Below are 15,933 nucleotides of genomic sequence, written 5' to 3'. Positions count from 1 at the left end.
TCTCCCCCGAAGCCGGGCCGCACGGACGGCAACCGCCGTCCCCGGCCCGCGCGAGGCTCTCCTGTCCGCCGACTTTTCACACATGTGAGGAACCATCGACACACCCTGCCGAGAAACAACAGCCGGCCACCTTCTAAGGTGTGAGTATGACTCAGCAGCGCAAGGGCCTTGTCCTCGACTTCGGCGGTGTGCTGACCACACCGCTGCTGCCAGCCGTACTCGCCTTCGAGCGACGGGAGGAGCTGGCCGAGGGGACTCTGCTCACCGGCATGTACCTGAATCCCGAGGGGATCAGGCTCACCGAGGAGCTGGAGCGCGGCACACTCACCCAGACGCAGTGGAACGAGGCGGCCGGCCGGCTCCTCGGTATCCCGGCGGACAACCTGATGGGCCGCATCTTCGCCGATCTGCGCCCCGAGAAGCCGGTGATCGCGGCGGCCGCCGCCGCGCGCCGGGCCGGAGTGAAGGTCGGGATCCTCTCGAACTCCGTCGGCCTGACCCCGTGGAACCTGTACGACGGATTCCAGCTGGAGGAGCTCTACGACGCCACGGTGGTGTCCGAGGTCCACGGAACGCGCAAGCCCGAACCGGAGATCTTCCGCATCGCGCTGGCGGAACTCGGTCTGACGGCCGAGGAGTGCGTGTTCGTGGACGACACCGAACGGTATCTGCGGACCGCGGCGGACATGGGCTTCGCCACCGTCCACGCCGTGGAGCCCGCACGGACGGTCGCCACCCTGGAAACCCTGCTCGGCATTCCCCTGACCGACACGGTCCCCGACCGTACGAACCCCTGAGGAGAAGCACATGCGACTGGGTCTGGCCCTTCCCACGTTCGGTCCCGACGCCCGCCCGGACGGCATGCTCAGTGTCTGCCGTACCGCGGAGGAGCTCGGATACGACTCCCTGTGGACGGGTGACCGCGTCCTGGCTCCTCCGGTGCCGAGCGTGCCCTACCCTAGCGCCGACGGCAGGATGCCGCGGGATTACGAGAACCACATGGACCCCCTGGTGGCCCTGACGTTCGCCGCGTCCCACACGACCCGTGTCGAGCTGGGCACCAGCACGCTGAACGGGCTGTGGCATCCGCCGCTCATGCTGGCCCGGTCGCTGACCACCCTCGACCTCCTCAGCGGGGGACGTCTGGTCGTGGGTCTCGGCCTGGGGTGGATGCCCGAGGAGTACACCGCGGTCTCCGTCCCCTGGAAGGGCCGGGGCGCGCGACTGGAAGAGACGATGGACGTCCTGGAGAAGTACTGGGCCGACGACGTCTTCTCGCACGAGGGACCGCTGTTCTCCGTCCCGGAGACCGTCGTGGGGCTGAAGCCGCACCGGCGGCCCGGACCCCCCGTGCTCCTCGCGGCGTTCACCCCACGTGGCCTGCGGAGGATCGGCCGCCGGTTCGGCGGCTGGCTGCCCGTGGCGATGCCGCTCCCGCACCTCATGGGCATGTGGGACGTCATCGTCGGGGAGGCCGTGGAGGCGGGCCGGGACCCGTCCACCCTCCGTATGGCTCTGCGTGTCAACCCCCAGCTCACCGACGTGCGGACCGACGACGGGCAGATGCCGCGGGCCGGCACTCTCGGCCAGTTCGTCGACTACGCGCGAGCCGCCGCCGACGCGGGCGTGCACGAACTGTTCGTGGACTTCGGACAGTCGCCCGCCACGCTCGACGAACGCGTCGACCTGGCCGGCCGCTTCCTCGAAGGAGTCCGCCGGGGCTGACGGACCCGGGGTCCGCTCGGGGTGCCGTGGAGACCCTCGCGGGGCCGGGCGGGCCGGGACAAGGCCCGCTCGCCCCGGGAGGCGACAGCCGCTCCGTCGGCTCAGGACGTTCCGAGTCCGTGCAGCAGCGTGTCGACGACCACGTCCGCCGCCTGCGCGGGGCTCAGGTCGGGCAGCGTCCGGGACACCAGGTGCATGAGCTGCGGCAGCAGCGCGCTCGCCCAGCCCTCCGGCCGGCCGGGGCGGAGGAGGCCTTCGGCGGTGGCGCGCCGGAGGAAGGCGTCGACTTCCGCGACGCACGCGTCGCGGCGGGCGCGGACGGTGTCGTCGGCGAGCATCCGGTTGAGGTCGACGGGCCAGGTCCGGTTGACGGCGATGACGTTCTCGACGTAGCGGTGCAGCGCGACCCCGACGGGCGCCTCACGCAACCGGGCATCCTCGATGGCCCGCTCGACGGCCGTGAGACGGGCGTCGTAGATCGCCGCGAGGAGATCCTCACGAGCGGCGAAGCGCCGGTAGACGGTCCGCCGGTCCACACCCGCCTCCGCCGCGATACTCGCGACACTCACACCCGGATCGGCGGCGAGCATCCGCGCCCCCGTCGTCAGGACGGCTTCCAGATTCCGCGCGGCATCGGCTCTCACACCTCCGATCCTAACGGTCGCGGGTCCCGCGGCCCTCGGCGCGCCCGTTCAGCCGTTCCTGCCGATGCCCAGCTCCGAGAGGGCGTCCCTCAGCGCGGCCCGTGAGGTGATGCCCAGCTTGGGATAGATCTGGTAGAGGTGCGCGCCGATGGTCCGGTGCGACAGGAACAGCTGTTCAGCGATCTGCTTGTTCGTCAGCCCGGTCGCGGCGAGCGTGGCGATCTGCTGTTCCTGCGCGGTCAGCGTCACCGGCACGGGCCCGTCCGCGGTCGGTGCGGACTGGCCGCTCGCCCGCAGTTCGGCCGCCGCCCGCGTCGCCCAGGGCCCGGCACCCAGCCGCTGGAAGGATTCCAGTGCCAGGGTCAGTTGTTCGCGGGCCTCCGCCGTGGCCCGCAGGCGCCGCAGCCGTTCGCCGTAGAAGAGCCGCACCCGCGCGGCGTCGAAGGGCCGGCGCTCCGGTCCCGGTACGGACAGCGCCTTCTCGTACAGGGCGAGGGCCGCCTCGCCGGGTGTGGTCAGCGCCTCGCAGGCCAGGACCAGCACCTCCAGCCGGGGCGACAGCGCGGCCATCGCGGACGCGCGCATGGCCGCCGCGTGGGCGGCGGCCTCCTCGTCACGGCCGGTCCGCACGGCTGCCTCGACCAGGTCCATCGTGCCCCACATGGCGATCGGGACGTACGGGGCCACGGTTCCGGGCGGGCTGAGCGTGCGGGCGTGCTGGTACGCGCTCTCGAAGTCGTCGCTGCCGAGCGCGGCCAGCACCCTGGCGTGGCAGGCGAAGTACCGCGCACCGTGCGCGCCGCGCGGCATCGCCCATCGGACGATCTCCTCGGTCAGGGCGGCGCTCGTGGCCGCGTCGCCCCGCGCCGCGGCCACGACGGCCTGCACGTACTGGAAGTACCAGGCGAAGAACCGGTAGTCGTGCTCGGCGCACAGGGCGAGTCCCTCGGCGGCCGACCGCGCGGCGTCGTCCCACCGGCCCGCGTGGTAGTAGTCCAGGCCCAGGTGCATCAGCGCGCCCAGATGCCGGCGGACGGGCGCGGTGCCGGCGCGGCCCTGCTCGACCAGCCGTCGCGACGCCCAGCGGAGTTCCCCGAGCCGGTCGGGGTAGACCGACGCGGTGCCGACGCGTACCACCCGGGTGGGATCGTCGCCCACGGTGGAGATCAGCCCGGCCAGCCGGGCCAGCGCCGCGGGGCCGGTGCGCGCCGGGTCGGCGAAGGTCTGGGTGACCACCCACAGCAGCTCGGGCGGGCGTGGGGTCAGCCGGTCCACGAACCCCCGGAGCGGTTCCCACAGCTTGGGGTCGCCTCCGTACCAGCACAGCAGCACCAGCAGGTGCAGGGCTTCCACGAGGGCTTCGTCCGAGGCGTCGTAGCCGTGGCCGCCCGCCTCGATCGCACCGACCAGCAGCCGGTACGCGGTGTCGATGTCGCCGTCCTTGTTGATCAGCAGGAACGCGGACGCCGCCGCCGCGTGCAGCGATTCCGGCCCGACGGGGTGGACGCGCCGCGCCCCCGCGAGCAGCCGCGAGGCGTCCTCCAGCTCACCGCCGGAGTCGACGCCGACGTAGGCGGCCTCCGCGAGCCGGCGGCTCTGGTCGGCCACCGCGGGGCTGATTCCGGCGGCCCGGGTCAGCGCCGTCACCGCCCCGAGCGCGTCGCCGCGCCGCAGCCGGCGGCGCGCGGCGTGCTCCAGCAGGGCCGCGACCTCCTCGTCGGGGCCCACCGCAGCCTCCCCCAAGTGCCAGGCGCGGCGCTCGGGTTGGTCTCCGAGTACCGCGGCGAGCGCCTGATGTGCCTTTCTGCGCTCCGACGCGGTCGCCAGCTCCACGACCGCGGAGCCGATCAGTGGATGCCGGAAGGAGAGCCGGCGGTTGTCGGCCGACACCGTCACCAGGCGGTTCCGCTCCGTCGGGGTGAGGTCGTCCGCACAGGCCCGGCCGGCCGCGGCCGCCTCGATCGCGGCCAGGTCGCCGGTTCCGTCGAGGGCGGCGAGCAGCAGCAGTTCCCTGCTGCGGTCGGGCAGCCCGGCCACCCGCGAGGCGAACAGTGCCTGCAGGCGTTCGCTCAGGGGCAGTACGCCCGGCACCGCGGTCAGCGTCGTGCGCTGCTCGGCGGAGAGTGCTGCCGGAAGCTCCACCAGCGCGAGCGGGTTGCCGCGCGCCTCGGTCACGATGCGGCGCCGTACGGCGGCGGAGACGTCGGGGTGCGTGAGGGTGAGCAGTTCGGCCGACGAAGTGTCGTCCAGCGGCCCGAGCCGGTGCTCGGTCAGCCCGCTCGACTCGAAGAAGCTGTCGGAGTCCTCGCGGGAGGCGGCGAGGAAGCCGATACGACTGCCGACGAGCCGTCTGGCGACGAAGCCGAGTACGGAGTTGGTCGCGCGGTCCAGCCAGGGCAGATCGTCGACGACGAGCAGCAGCGGTGTCCTGACGGATATCGTCCGCAGCAGCAACAGCACGGCGGTGGAGGTCAGCAGGCGGTCGGGAGCCGGTCCGCCGCCGATGCCGACCGCGACCCGCAGGGCGTCACGGTGGACGGCCCCGAGGATCTCGAAGTCGTCGAAGAACGGTACGAGAAGCTGGTTGAGACCGGCATAACCGATGTCCGCCTCGAACTGCACGCCTGCCGCGCGCAGTACCCGTATCCCCTTGCGCTCGGCGTCGGCCGCCACCGCGTCGAGCACCGCCGTCTTGCCCACCCCGGCCTCGCCCGAGAGCAGCAGGGCGGCCCCGTGGATCTGGGAGTCGCTGAGGAAGGAGTGGATGAACGCGAGGTCGTCGCCGCGTCCGACCAGCCGGGTCGTGGCCGGACAGGAAGTCGGGTCCAGGTCGGTCATCGGGCTGCCTCCAACGGCCGGAATTCGGAGGCCCTGTACTCTGCGCCGACCTGGCCCGGCTGCGCCCAACCCGGCTCCGTGCGGCCCGTGCGATCACCAGCAGTCTAAGCGACGTGACGACACCGCCTCCGGCCCTCCCGGAGCCGGGTTCCGGAGGCTCTCGGGCGAGGCGGCCACTCGCCCGACGGCTGGGCCGTACACACGGCCCAAGGGCCGGCGGCCCCCTCGGCGTGACGCGGGTGATTCATACGTATCCCGGAGCGGCTGGCAAGCTGGTCCCATGACCGAGTCGAAGACACACCTGCCTCTGGCCGACCGCATCAAGGAACTCCTGGCGACCGGTGGCCCGCTGCCCATCGTCGCTGCGGGAGATCCCGTCCTGCGCGGCGTCGCGGAGCCGTACGACGGGCAGCTCGACGACGCTCTGCTCCACCGGTTCACGGACGCGTTGCGCGTGACGATGCACGCGGCCCCGGGCGTGGGGCTGGCCGCGCCGCAGGTCGGCATCCCGCTCCGCATCGCGGTGCTGGAGGACCAAGCGGTCGGGGCTCAGGACGTCCTGGAGGCGCGCGGACGCACCCCCTTGCCCTTCCGGGTGCTGGTCAACCCTCGTTACGAGCCCGAGGGCGGTGCACGGGCGGCGTTCTTCGAGGGCTGCCTGAGCGTGCCCGGCTGGCAGGCGGTGGTGGCCCGCCACGCGCGGGTGCGGCTGCGCGGGCAGGACGGGACCGGTCGCACGATCGACGAGGTGGTCACCGGCTGGCCGGCACGCATCGTGCAGCACGAGACCGACCACCTCGACGGCACCCTCTACCTCGACATGGCCGTGTCGCGGTCGCTGTCCACCAACGAGGCGGTGGCGGAGCGCTGGTCGGGGCCCACCCCCGAGGAAGCCGCGCGGCAACTGGGCTTCGAGCTGCCGTAATGCCCGCGCCCCGGGCTGTCGTCATGTCCGCCCTGCCGAAACAGTCCTGCCCTGCCGAGGGAGCGTCCCGGAGGCCGGCCGCGCCCGGTCCGTCGCGGGTCACGCGAGCTTGACGAGGACCGTGGCCAGCAGACCCACGGTGTACGCGACCCCGTAGTAGCGGAGGATCGGCTGCCGGGGCGACTTCCTCAGCAGGACCAGCGCGAAGGCGGCCGTCAGGCCGATCACGATCGGGTCGAAGCCCGCGTTCTCGAAAGCGAGGTTGGCCGTGATGCCCGCCCCGATGAACAGGGCGTTCAGGGCGGTCAGCACGTCGTCCCAGCGGCGCGGGGCGCGGTCGGTCGGGAAGAGGAACTGGGTCAGCATGAGCATGGTGTTGAGCAGCGTGAACCCGGTGAGGAAGACCACGTCGGAGAACACGTCGTCGTTGTAGGCGATCACACGGCAGATCGCGGGAAGGCTCTCGGAACAGAACCGTCCGTGCAGGTAGTTGGTGATCTCGTGGTCGCCGAGGCTGAGCGCGTACACGTAGGCCCCCGCCGTGAACAGGGCGCCGAGCGCGATCGCGACGCGGGGCCGTCGGTGCCGCGAGTCGGCCACCAGGTGGGCGGCGACCAGGTAGTACAGCAGCACGGTGCACAGGCCGAGCACCATGTTGTCGATCTCGACCAGGCGCAGGAACCCGTTGTCGGCGACGAACGCCAGGGTGCTGCCCGACTTGCGGTTGACCGAGATCAGCACGACGACCAGCGAGTTGAGCGTGAGCAGCAGGTGCAGCCTGCCGTGCGCGAGGCGCCGTGGGCGGGGCACGGCCCGGCAGGCGACTGCCACGTCGGGGTTGTCGGTGGCGCGGCCATCGGGAAGGCCGGACCGATCGTGCCCGTCGAGACGTTCCGGGCTCGCGGGAAGTGTCATCCCGGGCTCCCGGTCAACGGAGAAAGCCCGCGCATGAGAACTCCGACGAGCCGCTCGCTCCCGGCACGGTCGTCGACCCGCAGGTCGGGGCGCTTCCGCGGGTCGGGGCGCTTGCGCGGGCAGCGGGGTACTGCGGTCACCAGCTCGTCCGCCTCTTCTGCCCCTGGAACACCAGGGGTTCACGGTTCGGGAAATGACGGTAGAGGGTACCCCGGGCCGCTTCTTCGGACCGAGCCGACGGGGGTGCCGACCCGATCCGGACGAAGGGCCCGGGCCACCGGCCGGCCGCGGACGGTGGCGAGGGAGCGGACTCGGCCGGCCGACGTGCTGCCCGGTGCGGGCTCGGGCCTCAGAGGTGGTCGACGTCGACGACGGCTCGGGCGAAGACGGACGGCGCTTCCTGCGGCAGGTTGTGGCCGATGTCCACGATGGTGCGATGGTCGTAGGGTCCGGTGAAGTGGCTCCGGTAGGAGGAGCCGTCGCCGGGCGGGGTGAAGGGGTCGAGTGCCGGGTCGAGGGTGATGGTGGGAACGGCGATCGGCGGCTGGGCGGCGAGCTGCTTCTCGTACCGCTCGTAGCGTCGCTCGCCCTCGATGAGGCCGATCCGCCAGCGGTAGTTGTAGAGGACGATGGCGGCGTAGTCGGGGTTCTTGAAGGCCTCCGCGGTGCGCGCGAAGGTCGCGTCGTCGAAGTTCCAGTTGGGCGACACGAGGGTCCACACGTATCGGCACAGCGCGATGCGCTGGTCCTCGTTCTCCATGGCCTTCTTGCCGCGGTCACTGGCGAAGTACCACTGGTACCACCAGTTGCGCTCGACGGCGGGGGCGGCGGGCTCCAGCTGCGCCTTGAGACTGGTGATGATGTAACCGGTGGTGGAGACCAGCGCCTTGACGCGCTCGGGCCACAGCGCGGCGATGATGTCGGCGGTGCGGGAGCCCCAGTCGAAGCCGGCGAGGACGGCCTTGTCGATCTTGAGGGCGTCCATCAGGGCGATGGTGTCGAGAGCGATGGCGGACTGCTCGGCGTTGCGAGGGGTGTTGCCGGACAGGAAGCTGGTGCTGCCGTGACCGCGGAGGTAGGGAACGATGACCCGATACCCCTGGTCGGCGAGGAGCGGTGCGACGTCGACGAAGCTGTGGATGTCGTACGGCCAGCCGTGCAGCAGGATCACGACGGGGCCGTGGGCAGGACCGGCCTCGGCGTAACCGACGTTCAGTACACCCGCCCTGACGTGCTTGATGGTGGCGAAGCCGGTGTGTGTGCCGGGGACGATGTCGGGCACGGTGGGCACCGGTGAGCCGCTCCCCCGGGCCGAGTCGTTCACCGCGGGCGCGGCGGTCGCCGTCGCCGTCAGGCCGGTCAGCGAGACCGCGGCCGCGCCGGTGCTCAGGCCGACAGCCTTGCTGAAGGTACGCCTGTTGATCATGTGAAAACCCTCCGTCGTGCGTTTCCGGTGACCGGTCCGAGCCCGGGAAGCCTTGTTCTCGCGTGAGCGGTGCGCGGGTCGCCGCGGCTCTCGACGCGACGACTCTCACATGCAGCTCGTCACCTGTCAAACAGGTGACGCGAGCGTGTTTCCCGCGGCCTGGACAGCGGACGAGGACTCTTTTCCTCCCGTGTCCCTACCGGCAACACACACTCTCGCCCTTGGGGAAACCGGACACATCCGTCACATGACGGTGCGCACCGCCGCCTCCGACTGCCAGTCGACACACCCACGGCAGGCCGCCGCCTGCCCTACGGGGTCACGGGTGACGGAAGGGCGAAAGGTTTTGCCACAGCGACGACGCACCGCCCCGCCACCGTTCCGGGCCCGCGGGGCGGGATCCCAGTCATTCGACTGAGCCGATATTCCCGCCGGTTCCCGCCTCGGGTCCGCCCCGCCCCGGCCAGACCTCGCCTCACACATCCAGACCTCGCTCACACCTCCATGCCTCGCATCGCGCTTCCCGTCCGCGCCCGCCTGTCCGCGCCCGCCCGTCCGCCGTCCGGCCCGGGACTCAGGGGGCTCCGACGCCGTGCAGCAGCGTGTCGACAACCACGTCCGCCGCCCGCGCGGGGGTGAGGTGCATCTGTCGATGCGCAGCCAGATTCACCAGCTGCGGCAGCAGCGCGCTCACCCAGCCCCCCGGCCGGCCGGGGCGGAGGAGGCCTTCGGCGGTGGCGCGCCGGAGGAAGGCGTCGACTTCCGCGACGCACGCGTCGCGGCGGGCGTGGACGGTGTCGTCGGCGAGCATCCGGGCGAGGTCGACGGGCCAGGTCCGGTTGACGGCGATGACGTTCTCGACGTAGCGGTGCAGCGCGACCCCGACGGGCGCCTCACGCAACCGGGCATCCTCGATGGCCCGCTCGACGGCCCTGAGACGGGCGTCGTAGATCGCCGCGAGGAGATCCTCACGAGCGGCGAAGCGCCGGTAGACGGTCCGCCGGTCCACACCCGCCTCGGCCGCGATACTCGCGACACTCACACCCGGATCGGCGGCGAGCATCCGCGCCCCCGTCGTCAGGACGGCTTCCAGATTCCGCGCGGCATCGGCTCTCATCCGCACAAGAGTAACGCCACCGTAGAGAATCACCCACACAACGCCACTCTTATGCGCAACTAACAAGTCGAAGTGCTACATTGAAGTGACAGTTAAGAGATCGACCCGAGAGAACCCGAAAGAGAGAAAGCACATGATCACTTACGACCGGCTTTTCGTCGGATGCTCTTGGGTGGCGCCGAGCGACGCCGGGCTGCTCGACATCGCCTCGCCGCACGACCGAACGGTGATCGGCCGGGCCGCGCAGGCGCAGCCGGCGGATGTGGACCGCGCACTGGCCGCGGCACGGCGGTCGTTCGAGGCGGGTGTGTGGCGGCTGACCCCGCCGGCCGAACGGATCGCGGTCCTGCGGAGGTTCAACGCGTTGCGGGAGGAGAACGCGGAGAAGGCGGCGCACCTCATTTCCCTGGAGAACGGTTCCGCGGGATGGTTCACCCGGGCCGGGCAGCCGGGTCTCACCCGGCAGGCGAACGCGTATCTCAAGGCTGCGGAGGAGTTCGGCTGGGAGGAGACCCTGGCGCCCTCCGACCCGGCCTCCGCGGCACGCAGCGTGGTGCGGCGGGAGGCGATCGGCGTCGTGGCCGCGGTGATCCCGTGGAACTCACCGTTCTCGTCGGCCACTTCAAAGATCCTCCCGGCGCTGCTCGCCGGTAACTCCGTCGTCCTCAAGGTGTCCCCGGAGAACTCGCTGAGCATGGGATTCCTGGCGGAACTGCTGGAGCGTACGGGCCTTCCCGAAGGTGTGATCAGCGTCCTGCCCGCGGACCGGGAGACAAGTGAGTACCTGGTGTCGCATCCGGAGGTCGACAAGATCGCGTTCACGGGCTCGACGCGGGCCGGCCGCCGGATCGCGTCCATCGCGGGTGAGCAGCTCAAGCGGGTCAGCCTTGAGCTGGGTGGCAAATCCGCCGCCGTGATCCTCCCGGACGCCGACATCGCCGCGGCGGTCGCGGGGCTGAAGTTCGGTTCCCTGCTCAACAACGGCGAATCCTGCATCGCCCAGACCAGGATTCTGGCTCCTCGCGCCCGGTACGAGGAGGTCGTCGGTGCGCTGAAGGAGCTCGTGGAGTCGCTCAAGGTCGGCGACCCCGGCGATCCGGACACCTTCATCGGTCCGATGATCCGTCCGGACCAGCAGGAGCGGGTGCGTGCTTACATCCGGCTCGGCCTGGAGGAGGGCGCCCGTCTGGTCACCGGCGGTCCGCAGATCCCGGACGGGCTGGAGAAGGGCAACTACGTCACCCCGACCGTCTTCGCCGACGTCGACAACTCCATGCGCATCGCACAGGAAGAGATCTTCGGCCCGGTCCTGGTCGTCATCGCCTACGAGGACGAGGACGACGCCGTCCGCATCGCCAACGACTCCGAGTACGGCCTCAGCGGCGGCGTCTGGTCGGCCGACGAGGAACACGCCCTCGCCGTCGCCCGCCGCATCCGAACCGGCACCGTCACGGTCAACGGCGCCTCCGTCGCTTTCGACGGACCGTTCGGCGGCTTCAAGAACAGCGGCATCGGCCGCGAGTACGGCGCCGTCGGCCTCGGTACCTACACCGAGTACAAGACCATCACCATCTGACCGCGGCCGTACCGCGGCCCGAGTGGTCACGTGACGCGCGGGTGAAGCCGTCCGCCGACCCGGCCCCACGGCGCTCCGCGAAGGGGCGGCAGATGAAAACGCCGTCTGCCGCCCGCGTCTCGGAATCTCCGCTACTCGGAATCTCCGCGCCTCCGCAGATCCTCCAGGGCACGATGTACCGACCGCCGACCGCCACGGTGCCGTCAGGGGGTGACGACCCGGTAGCTCAGCATCGCCCGGGGAAGGCCGGTCTGGGCCAACGATCCGCTGCGCCACGGGGTGGCCCCGGCACAGTCGGCCCCGGGATAGAGCTCCAGGGAACCGGAGCCGGAGGCGATCTGGACCGAGAGGACCGGTTCGGACAGCGTGTGGCACGTGCCGAAGTCGTCGAGATCCACGGTCGTCACCGTTCCGGTCCCATTGGCGCCCGCATAGAGGTAGCCGCCCGCCTGCAACGGGGGCCACCCGGCGGCGTTCGCCGCGCCGGCGCCGAGACCGATGAGTGCCGCGGCCATGGTCACGGCAGCGGCCGCGCCACGGATCTTCACTCTGGGTGTGAACATGCGGTCCACCTCTTCTGTGTGTGACGACAGCCGAGGGTTGCCGTCACTCCTGGTTCGGTCGGTGTGTTCGGCCGGCACACTCGGCCAACGCACTCGGCCGGTGCACTCGGCAGCAGCAAACTTTTCATGTCCGGCCATGTGTGGGGAGTGCAATTCCGGCCACACACGTATGTAGAACGGTCCTTCAAGCCACACCGGGCGCCCACTACGGACCCATTCCGTCACCGCCTTGACTGGTGACGAATGAGGGTGCAGGCTGGAGACGTCCGGAATCGAGCCGGACGCGATCCACGATCGACGAAGTGGAGAACGGCCGTGAACGAGGAACTCACCACGGACGCCGCGGCAGCGGCACGGCACGCGAAGTACGGCAGGCTTCCCGAGCGCATCCGGTTCGAGGACATGTCCGAAGCGGCGGAGGCCGTGCCGGGCGGCGGGACGAACGCCTCGTACGACCCCGAGGGTTCGTGGAAGCACTACTCGTGCCTCGCTCTCGACCTGGGGCTCTGAGGCACCGGCCAGGTCGAAAGCTGGACCGTACACCGAGACGGGTGATTCCATACGCTGCGGAGCCGGAGCGCCGACACGACTCGGTACGACGTACAGCACCCGGTTCCGGTTCATCTCAGCCCTTGGAGACAGCAGCACCATGAACGACCTGGACCGCCCGGCCGGTCCTGCCGCAGCGCGACTGATCGGGCGGGACGAGGACCTGGAGTTCATTCGGTCCCACTTCAAGGATTCCGCCATCCACGGAGCGGCCCTGCTGTTGTCGGGCGATGCCGGCATAGGCAAGACCGCGTTGCTGAACGCGGTGGCGGCGGGAGCGCGGGCCGACGGCACCCGTGTCCTCAGAGCGAGCGGGGTGCAGTTCGAGGCGGACATCAGCTACGCCGGACTCAATCAGTTGCTCGTCCCGCTCTTCGACTCCTTCGACCGGCTCGACACCGTCCACCGCGACGCCCTGCGGGTCGCCGTGGGCATCGGCAGTGGTCCCCCTCCCAACCGGCTTCTGGCGTCCACCGCGGCCCTGTTGCTCCTGCGCCGGACGGCCGCCGACACCCCGTTGCTGATCGTGGTCGACGACCTGCCGTGGCTGGACCGTGCCACCACGTCGGTACTGGGGTTCGTGGCGAGGCGGCTCATCGGCAGCCGTATCAGCTTCCTCGCGGCCTCCCGCGTCACCTCCGACGGCTTCTTCGAAGCGAGCGGCATCACCGAACGCCGGCTGCGGCCGCTGGACGGGAGGTCCTCGTCCGAACTCCTCGCACAGACCCACCCGGGAATGTCCCGTGCCGTACGGCGGCGCATCGCGGCGGAGGCACACGGCAACCCGCTCGCGCTCGCGGAGCTGCCAGCCGCCCTGAGCAGCGAGCAGCGGACGGCGTGGGCCGCGGCTCCGTCGGTGCTCCCTCTCGGCGAGCGTCTCCAGCAGATCTTCGTCTCGCGGGTGGCCGATCTGCCCGTACCGAGCCGGGAGCTGCTGCTCGTCGCGGCGCTGGAGGGCACCGGAGACCTCGGCGTCCTGGAGGCGGCCGCGTCCGGAGGCCCGGTCGTCGACCTTCTCGAAGCCGCGGAGCGCGACCGCCTGATCACGATCTCGGCCATGTCCGGGCAGCTGTCCTTCCGGCACCCGCTGATCGGTTCGGCGGTGGTGGCGACGGCGACGGCGGCCGACCGCCGCAAGGCGCACCGAGCTCTCGCCGCCGCGCTCACCGACCAGCCGGAGCGGCGCGCCTGGCACCTCGGCGAAGCGGCCCTCGGCCCGGACGGGACGGTCGCCGAGCTCCTCGAACAGACCGCCCGGCTGCGTCTGAGGCGCGGGGACGCCCTGGGCGCGGTGGCGGCGCTCACCCGCGCCGCGGAACTCAGCCCGGTGCCCGCCGACCAGAGCCGTCTGCTGGCGGAGGCCGCCTACATCGGCACGGATGCCAGCGGCGAACTGGCGGACGCCACACGCCTGCTGGCCGGGGCCCGGCGGGCCGACCCCACCGCTCAGGAGTCACTGCACGCGGCGGCGGCCTCGGCCCTTCTCCTGATCAACAAGGACGGCGACGTCGACACCGCGCACCGGCTGCTGGTCGGCGCGATCGAGTCGGGAGACCACCGTTACGAGGCGTCCGACGACGCCCTAATCGAGGCCTTGTTCACCCTGATCACCCTCTGCTGGTACTCCGGTGATCCTGAGATGTGGTCGCCGCTGTTCCGGGCGATGGAGCGGCTGACCCCTCAGGCACCCGAGCTGCTGTGGACCTGCGCACAGACGTTCGGCGACCCGGCCAGGACCGGGGGTCGGGCACTGCCCCTCCTCGACGCGCTGCTGGCCGACATGGGCGAGGATCCCACCCGCGTGATCCGCATCGGCATCTGTTCGGTGTACACGGAGCGGCTGGCGGAGTCGCGGGAGGCGTCCCGTCGCCTGATCGACCAGGGCCGCGCGGGCAGCGCGCCCGTCCGCAGGCACCTGGCCGCCCTGATGCACCTGAGCCTGGACTACTTCAACGCGGGCCGCTGGGACGAGTCGGTGGAGCTGGCCGGAGAAGGGCTGGTCCTGTGCGAGGAGTACGGCTACGGCTTCTTCGCCTGCAAGCTCCAGTTCGTGCAGGCGCTCGTGGCCGGGGCACGGGGAGACTCGGAGACGAACGCGGCGCTGTGCGAGGAGATCGTCCGCTGGTCCGTCCCCCGCGGCGCCCACGGCGCCCGGGTACTGGCCTCGCAGGCGGGCGCGCCGGCCGCGCTCGGCAGCGGTGACTTCGAGACCGCCTACCGGCACGCCGTCGCACTCAGCCCCGCGGGAACCCTCGCGCCGTACCTTCCGCAAGCCATGGCGGGAGCGCTGGACCTGGTGGAGGCGGCTGTCAGGACCGGTCGGGCCGCCGAAGCCGCCGCGCACGCGGCGGCCGTACGGGAGTCCGCGATGGCCGATCTCTCACCGCGACTGCGCATGCTCGTCCTGGCCTGCCAGGCCCTGACCACGCCCGGAGACGATGTCTTCGCCTTCTTCGACCGGGCCCTCGCGTCGGCGGCGCCCGGGGACTGGCCCTTCGACGTGGCACGGATCCGCCTCCTCCACGGTGAACGTCTGCGCCGCCGACGGATGACCAGGGAGGCCAGGGAGCAACTGGTGCGGGCGTCCGAGACGTTCGAAAAGCTCGGGGCGACACCGTGGGTGGCGCGCACCGCGGCCGAACTCCGGGCGGCCGGCCACGGGACAGCCGCTCCCGCTCCGCCGGGAAAGGGTGCGTTGACCCCTCAGGAGCGGGAGATCGCGACGCTGGCGGCGACCGGGCTGACCAACAAACAGATCGCCGAACGGCTGTTCCTGTCCCACCGGACCATCGGCACGCACCTCTACCAGATCTACCCCAAGCTCGGCATTAACTCCAGAGCCGCGCTGCGTGACGCCCTGACCGCGCTCGGCCCGGAGGGCGCAGACTGAGAAGCCCGCCGGCGGCCTGGAGGTCGCAGGCTGAGAGACCCGCCGGCGGCCTGGAGGTCGCCGGCTGAGAAGCCGTCGGCAACGCAGTCATTTGACTTATGCACGTGTGTGCGTCCCGCCCGCACACTGGAAGGCGGAACACCCATGGGCTGTCGTGCCACCGACACCGTCGGCAGCCGTACTTGAAGTCGAGCAGCAGCGCGAAAGAGAACTCGAATGCACGACCCCTCCGACAGCCACCCGGAGATCCACTGGCCCTCCGGTTTCTCACCGGAGAACGCCCACAGCTTCCACCGCGCACAGGCAGTGGTGGACAGTCCGCCGGAACGCATCTTCCACCTGATCACCGACGTCGCGAGCTGGACCGGCTGGGTTCCGGGCTGCGAGGAGGTGAGTACGGACACCTTCGACCAGACCTTCGAGGTGCATTGGGCCGGACACCGGTTCGAGGTCTACGTGGGAGAGCATCTGCCGCCCCGTCGGCTCGGCTGGCTGGGCATCGGCGCCGGCGTGCAGCTGTACCAGGCGTGGCTGCTCACCGAGGTCGAGGGCGGCACTCAGGTGGTGGTGGAGAACGCGGTCCGTACGAACGCCCCCAAGGCGGTCGACACGCTGTCCCGTGCGTGGGGGGAACGCCTGAACGAGTTGTGGCTGGCCCAGCACGCCAAGATGGTGCAGGCCCTTCCCGCTCCCGCCGCGGAGCCGGAAGTCCCGTAAGCCCCCCTCTCCACGCCTGCCGACCGGAGCCGAACCGCTTCGGCCGCC

13 protein-coding genes are annotated in these 15,933 nt (G+C 71.0%); 7 read left to right on the top strand and 6 right to left on the bottom strand.

Going from position 1 to position 15,933, the window contains the following annotated elements:
• Positions 1-146 precede the first annotated feature (146 nt).
• Complete coding sequence (locus ACWCWD_RS02090) at positions 147-797, top strand: HAD-IA family hydrolase (protein WP_450769495.1); 651 nt, start codon at positions 147-149, stop codon at positions 795-797.
• A 10-nt stretch (positions 798-807) separates the two neighbouring features.
• Complete coding sequence (locus ACWCWD_RS02085) at positions 808-1,725, top strand: TIGR03619 family F420-dependent LLM class oxidoreductase (RefSeq protein WP_450769493.1); 918 nt, start codon at positions 808-810, stop codon at positions 1,723-1,725.
• A 101-nt stretch (positions 1,726-1,826) separates the two neighbouring features.
• Here ACWCWD_RS02085 and ACWCWD_RS02080 read toward each other — a convergent pair whose 3' ends face one another.
• On the bottom strand, positions 1,827-2,315 hold the full coding sequence (locus ACWCWD_RS02080) for a TetR/AcrR family transcriptional regulator (RefSeq protein ID WP_450769674.1): 489 nt from the start codon (positions 2,313-2,315) through the stop codon (positions 1,827-1,829).
• 102 nt (positions 2,316-2,417) lie between these two features.
• On the bottom strand, positions 2,418-5,207 hold the full coding sequence (locus tag ACWCWD_RS02075) for an ATP-binding protein (protein WP_450769491.1): 2,790 nt from the start codon (positions 5,205-5,207) through the stop codon (positions 2,418-2,420).
• A gap of 280 nt (positions 5,208-5,487) precedes the next feature.
• On the opposite strand from ACWCWD_RS02075, the gene ACWCWD_RS02070 reads away from it, so the two are divergent.
• Positions 5,488-6,132: a peptide deformylase gene (locus ACWCWD_RS02070; RefSeq protein ID WP_450769489.1), complete on the top strand. Its 645-nt coding sequence runs from the start codon at positions 5,488-5,490 to the stop codon at positions 6,130-6,132.
• 99 nt (positions 6,133-6,231) lie between these two features.
• Here the strand turns inward: ACWCWD_RS02070 and ACWCWD_RS02065 are convergent, their stop codons facing one another.
• The 3 genes from ACWCWD_RS02065 to ACWCWD_RS02055 all read right to left on the bottom strand — a co-directional run bounded on the left by ACWCWD_RS02065 (position 6,232) and on the right by ACWCWD_RS02055 (position 9,536).
• Positions 6,232-7,047, bottom strand: coding sequence for a hypothetical protein (locus ACWCWD_RS02065; RefSeq protein WP_450769487.1), 816 nt, complete (start codon positions 7,045-7,047; stop codon positions 6,232-6,234).
• Between the two features lie 349 nt (positions 7,048-7,396).
• Positions 7,397-8,473: an alpha/beta fold hydrolase gene (locus ACWCWD_RS02060; RefSeq protein WP_450769485.1), complete on the bottom strand. Its 1,077-nt coding sequence runs from the start codon at positions 8,471-8,473 to the stop codon at positions 7,397-7,399.
• Positions 8,474-9,047: 574 nt separating this feature from the next.
• On the bottom strand, positions 9,048-9,536 hold the full coding sequence (locus tag ACWCWD_RS02055; RefSeq protein ID WP_450769672.1) for a TetR/AcrR family transcriptional regulator: 489 nt from the start codon (positions 9,534-9,536) through the stop codon (positions 9,048-9,050).
• A 187-nt stretch (positions 9,537-9,723) separates the two neighbouring features.
• On the opposite strand from ACWCWD_RS02055, the gene ACWCWD_RS02050 reads away from it, so the two are divergent.
• On the top strand, positions 9,724-11,166 hold the full coding sequence (locus ACWCWD_RS02050) for an aldehyde dehydrogenase (RefSeq protein WP_450769483.1): 1,443 nt from the start codon (positions 9,724-9,726) through the stop codon (positions 11,164-11,166).
• A 203-nt stretch (positions 11,167-11,369) separates the two neighbouring features.
• On the opposite strand, the gene ACWCWD_RS02045 is transcribed toward ACWCWD_RS02050, so the two are convergent.
• Positions 11,370-11,729, bottom strand: coding sequence for a hypothetical protein (locus tag ACWCWD_RS02045; protein WP_450769482.1), 360 nt, complete (start codon positions 11,727-11,729; stop codon positions 11,370-11,372).
• Between the two features lie 315 nt (positions 11,730-12,044).
• Between ACWCWD_RS02045 and ACWCWD_RS02040 the strand changes: the two genes are divergently transcribed.
• From ACWCWD_RS02040 to ACWCWD_RS02030, 3 genes are all read left to right on the top strand, one after another.
• Complete coding sequence (locus ACWCWD_RS02040; protein WP_450769481.1) at positions 12,045-12,239, top strand: hypothetical protein; 195 nt, start codon at positions 12,045-12,047, stop codon at positions 12,237-12,239.
• Between the two features lie 139 nt (positions 12,240-12,378).
• On the top strand, positions 12,379-15,168 hold the full coding sequence (locus ACWCWD_RS02035; protein WP_450769479.1) for an AAA family ATPase: 2,790 nt from the start codon (positions 12,379-12,381) through the stop codon (positions 15,166-15,168).
• Positions 15,169-15,384: 216 nt separating this feature from the next.
• Positions 15,385-15,885, top strand: coding sequence for an SRPBCC family protein (locus tag ACWCWD_RS02030; RefSeq protein WP_450769478.1), 501 nt, complete (start codon positions 15,385-15,387; stop codon positions 15,883-15,885).
• Positions 15,886-15,933: the final 48 nt, after the last annotated feature.

This window comes from Streptomyces sp. NPDC001493 (assembly GCF_053597235.1).
The sequence above is the reverse complement of the archived record's forward strand: the minus strand, read 5'-3'. Positions and strand labels throughout refer to the sequence as shown.

What these genes read in the sequence shown, in the direction of transcription:
- ACWCWD_RS02090 (WP_450769495.1), top strand. Translation starts at nt 147, where the DNA reads ATGACTCAGCAGCGCAAGGGCCTTGTCCTCGACTTCGGCGGTGTGCTG.
- ACWCWD_RS02085 (WP_450769493.1), top strand. Translation starts at nt 808, where the DNA reads ATGCGACTGGGTCTGGCCCTTCCCACGTTCGGTCCCGACGCCCGCCCG.
- ACWCWD_RS02080 (WP_450769674.1), bottom strand. Translation starts at nt 2,315, where the DNA reads ATGCTCGCCGCCGATCCGGGTGTGAGTGTCGCGAGTATCGCGGCGGAG.
- ACWCWD_RS02075 (WP_450769491.1), bottom strand. Translation starts at nt 5,207, where the DNA reads ATGACCGACCTGGACCCGACTTCCTGTCCGGCCACGACCCGGCTGGTC.
- ACWCWD_RS02070 (WP_450769489.1), top strand. Translation starts at nt 5,488, where the DNA reads ATGACCGAGTCGAAGACACACCTGCCTCTGGCCGACCGCATCAAGGAA.
- ACWCWD_RS02065 (WP_450769487.1), bottom strand. Translation starts at nt 7,047, where the DNA reads ATGACACTTCCCGCGAGCCCGGAACGTCTCGACGGGCACGATCGGTCC.
- ACWCWD_RS02060 (WP_450769485.1), bottom strand. Translation starts at nt 8,473, where the DNA reads ATGATCAACAGGCGTACCTTCAGCAAGGCTGTCGGCCTGAGCACCGGC.
- ACWCWD_RS02055 (WP_450769672.1), bottom strand. Translation starts at nt 9,536, where the DNA reads ATGCTCGCCGCCGATCCGGGTGTGAGTGTCGCGAGTATCGCGGCCGAG.
- ACWCWD_RS02050 (WP_450769483.1), top strand. Translation starts at nt 9,724, where the DNA reads ATGATCACTTACGACCGGCTTTTCGTCGGATGCTCTTGGGTGGCGCCG.
- ACWCWD_RS02045 (WP_450769482.1), bottom strand. Translation starts at nt 11,729, where the DNA reads ATGTTCACACCCAGAGTGAAGATCCGTGGCGCGGCCGCTGCCGTGACC.
- ACWCWD_RS02035 (WP_450769479.1), top strand. Translation starts at nt 12,379, where the DNA reads ATGAACGACCTGGACCGCCCGGCCGGTCCTGCCGCAGCGCGACTGATC.
- ACWCWD_RS02030 (WP_450769478.1), top strand. Translation starts at nt 15,385, where the DNA reads ATGCACGACCCCTCCGACAGCCACCCGGAGATCCACTGGCCCTCCGGT.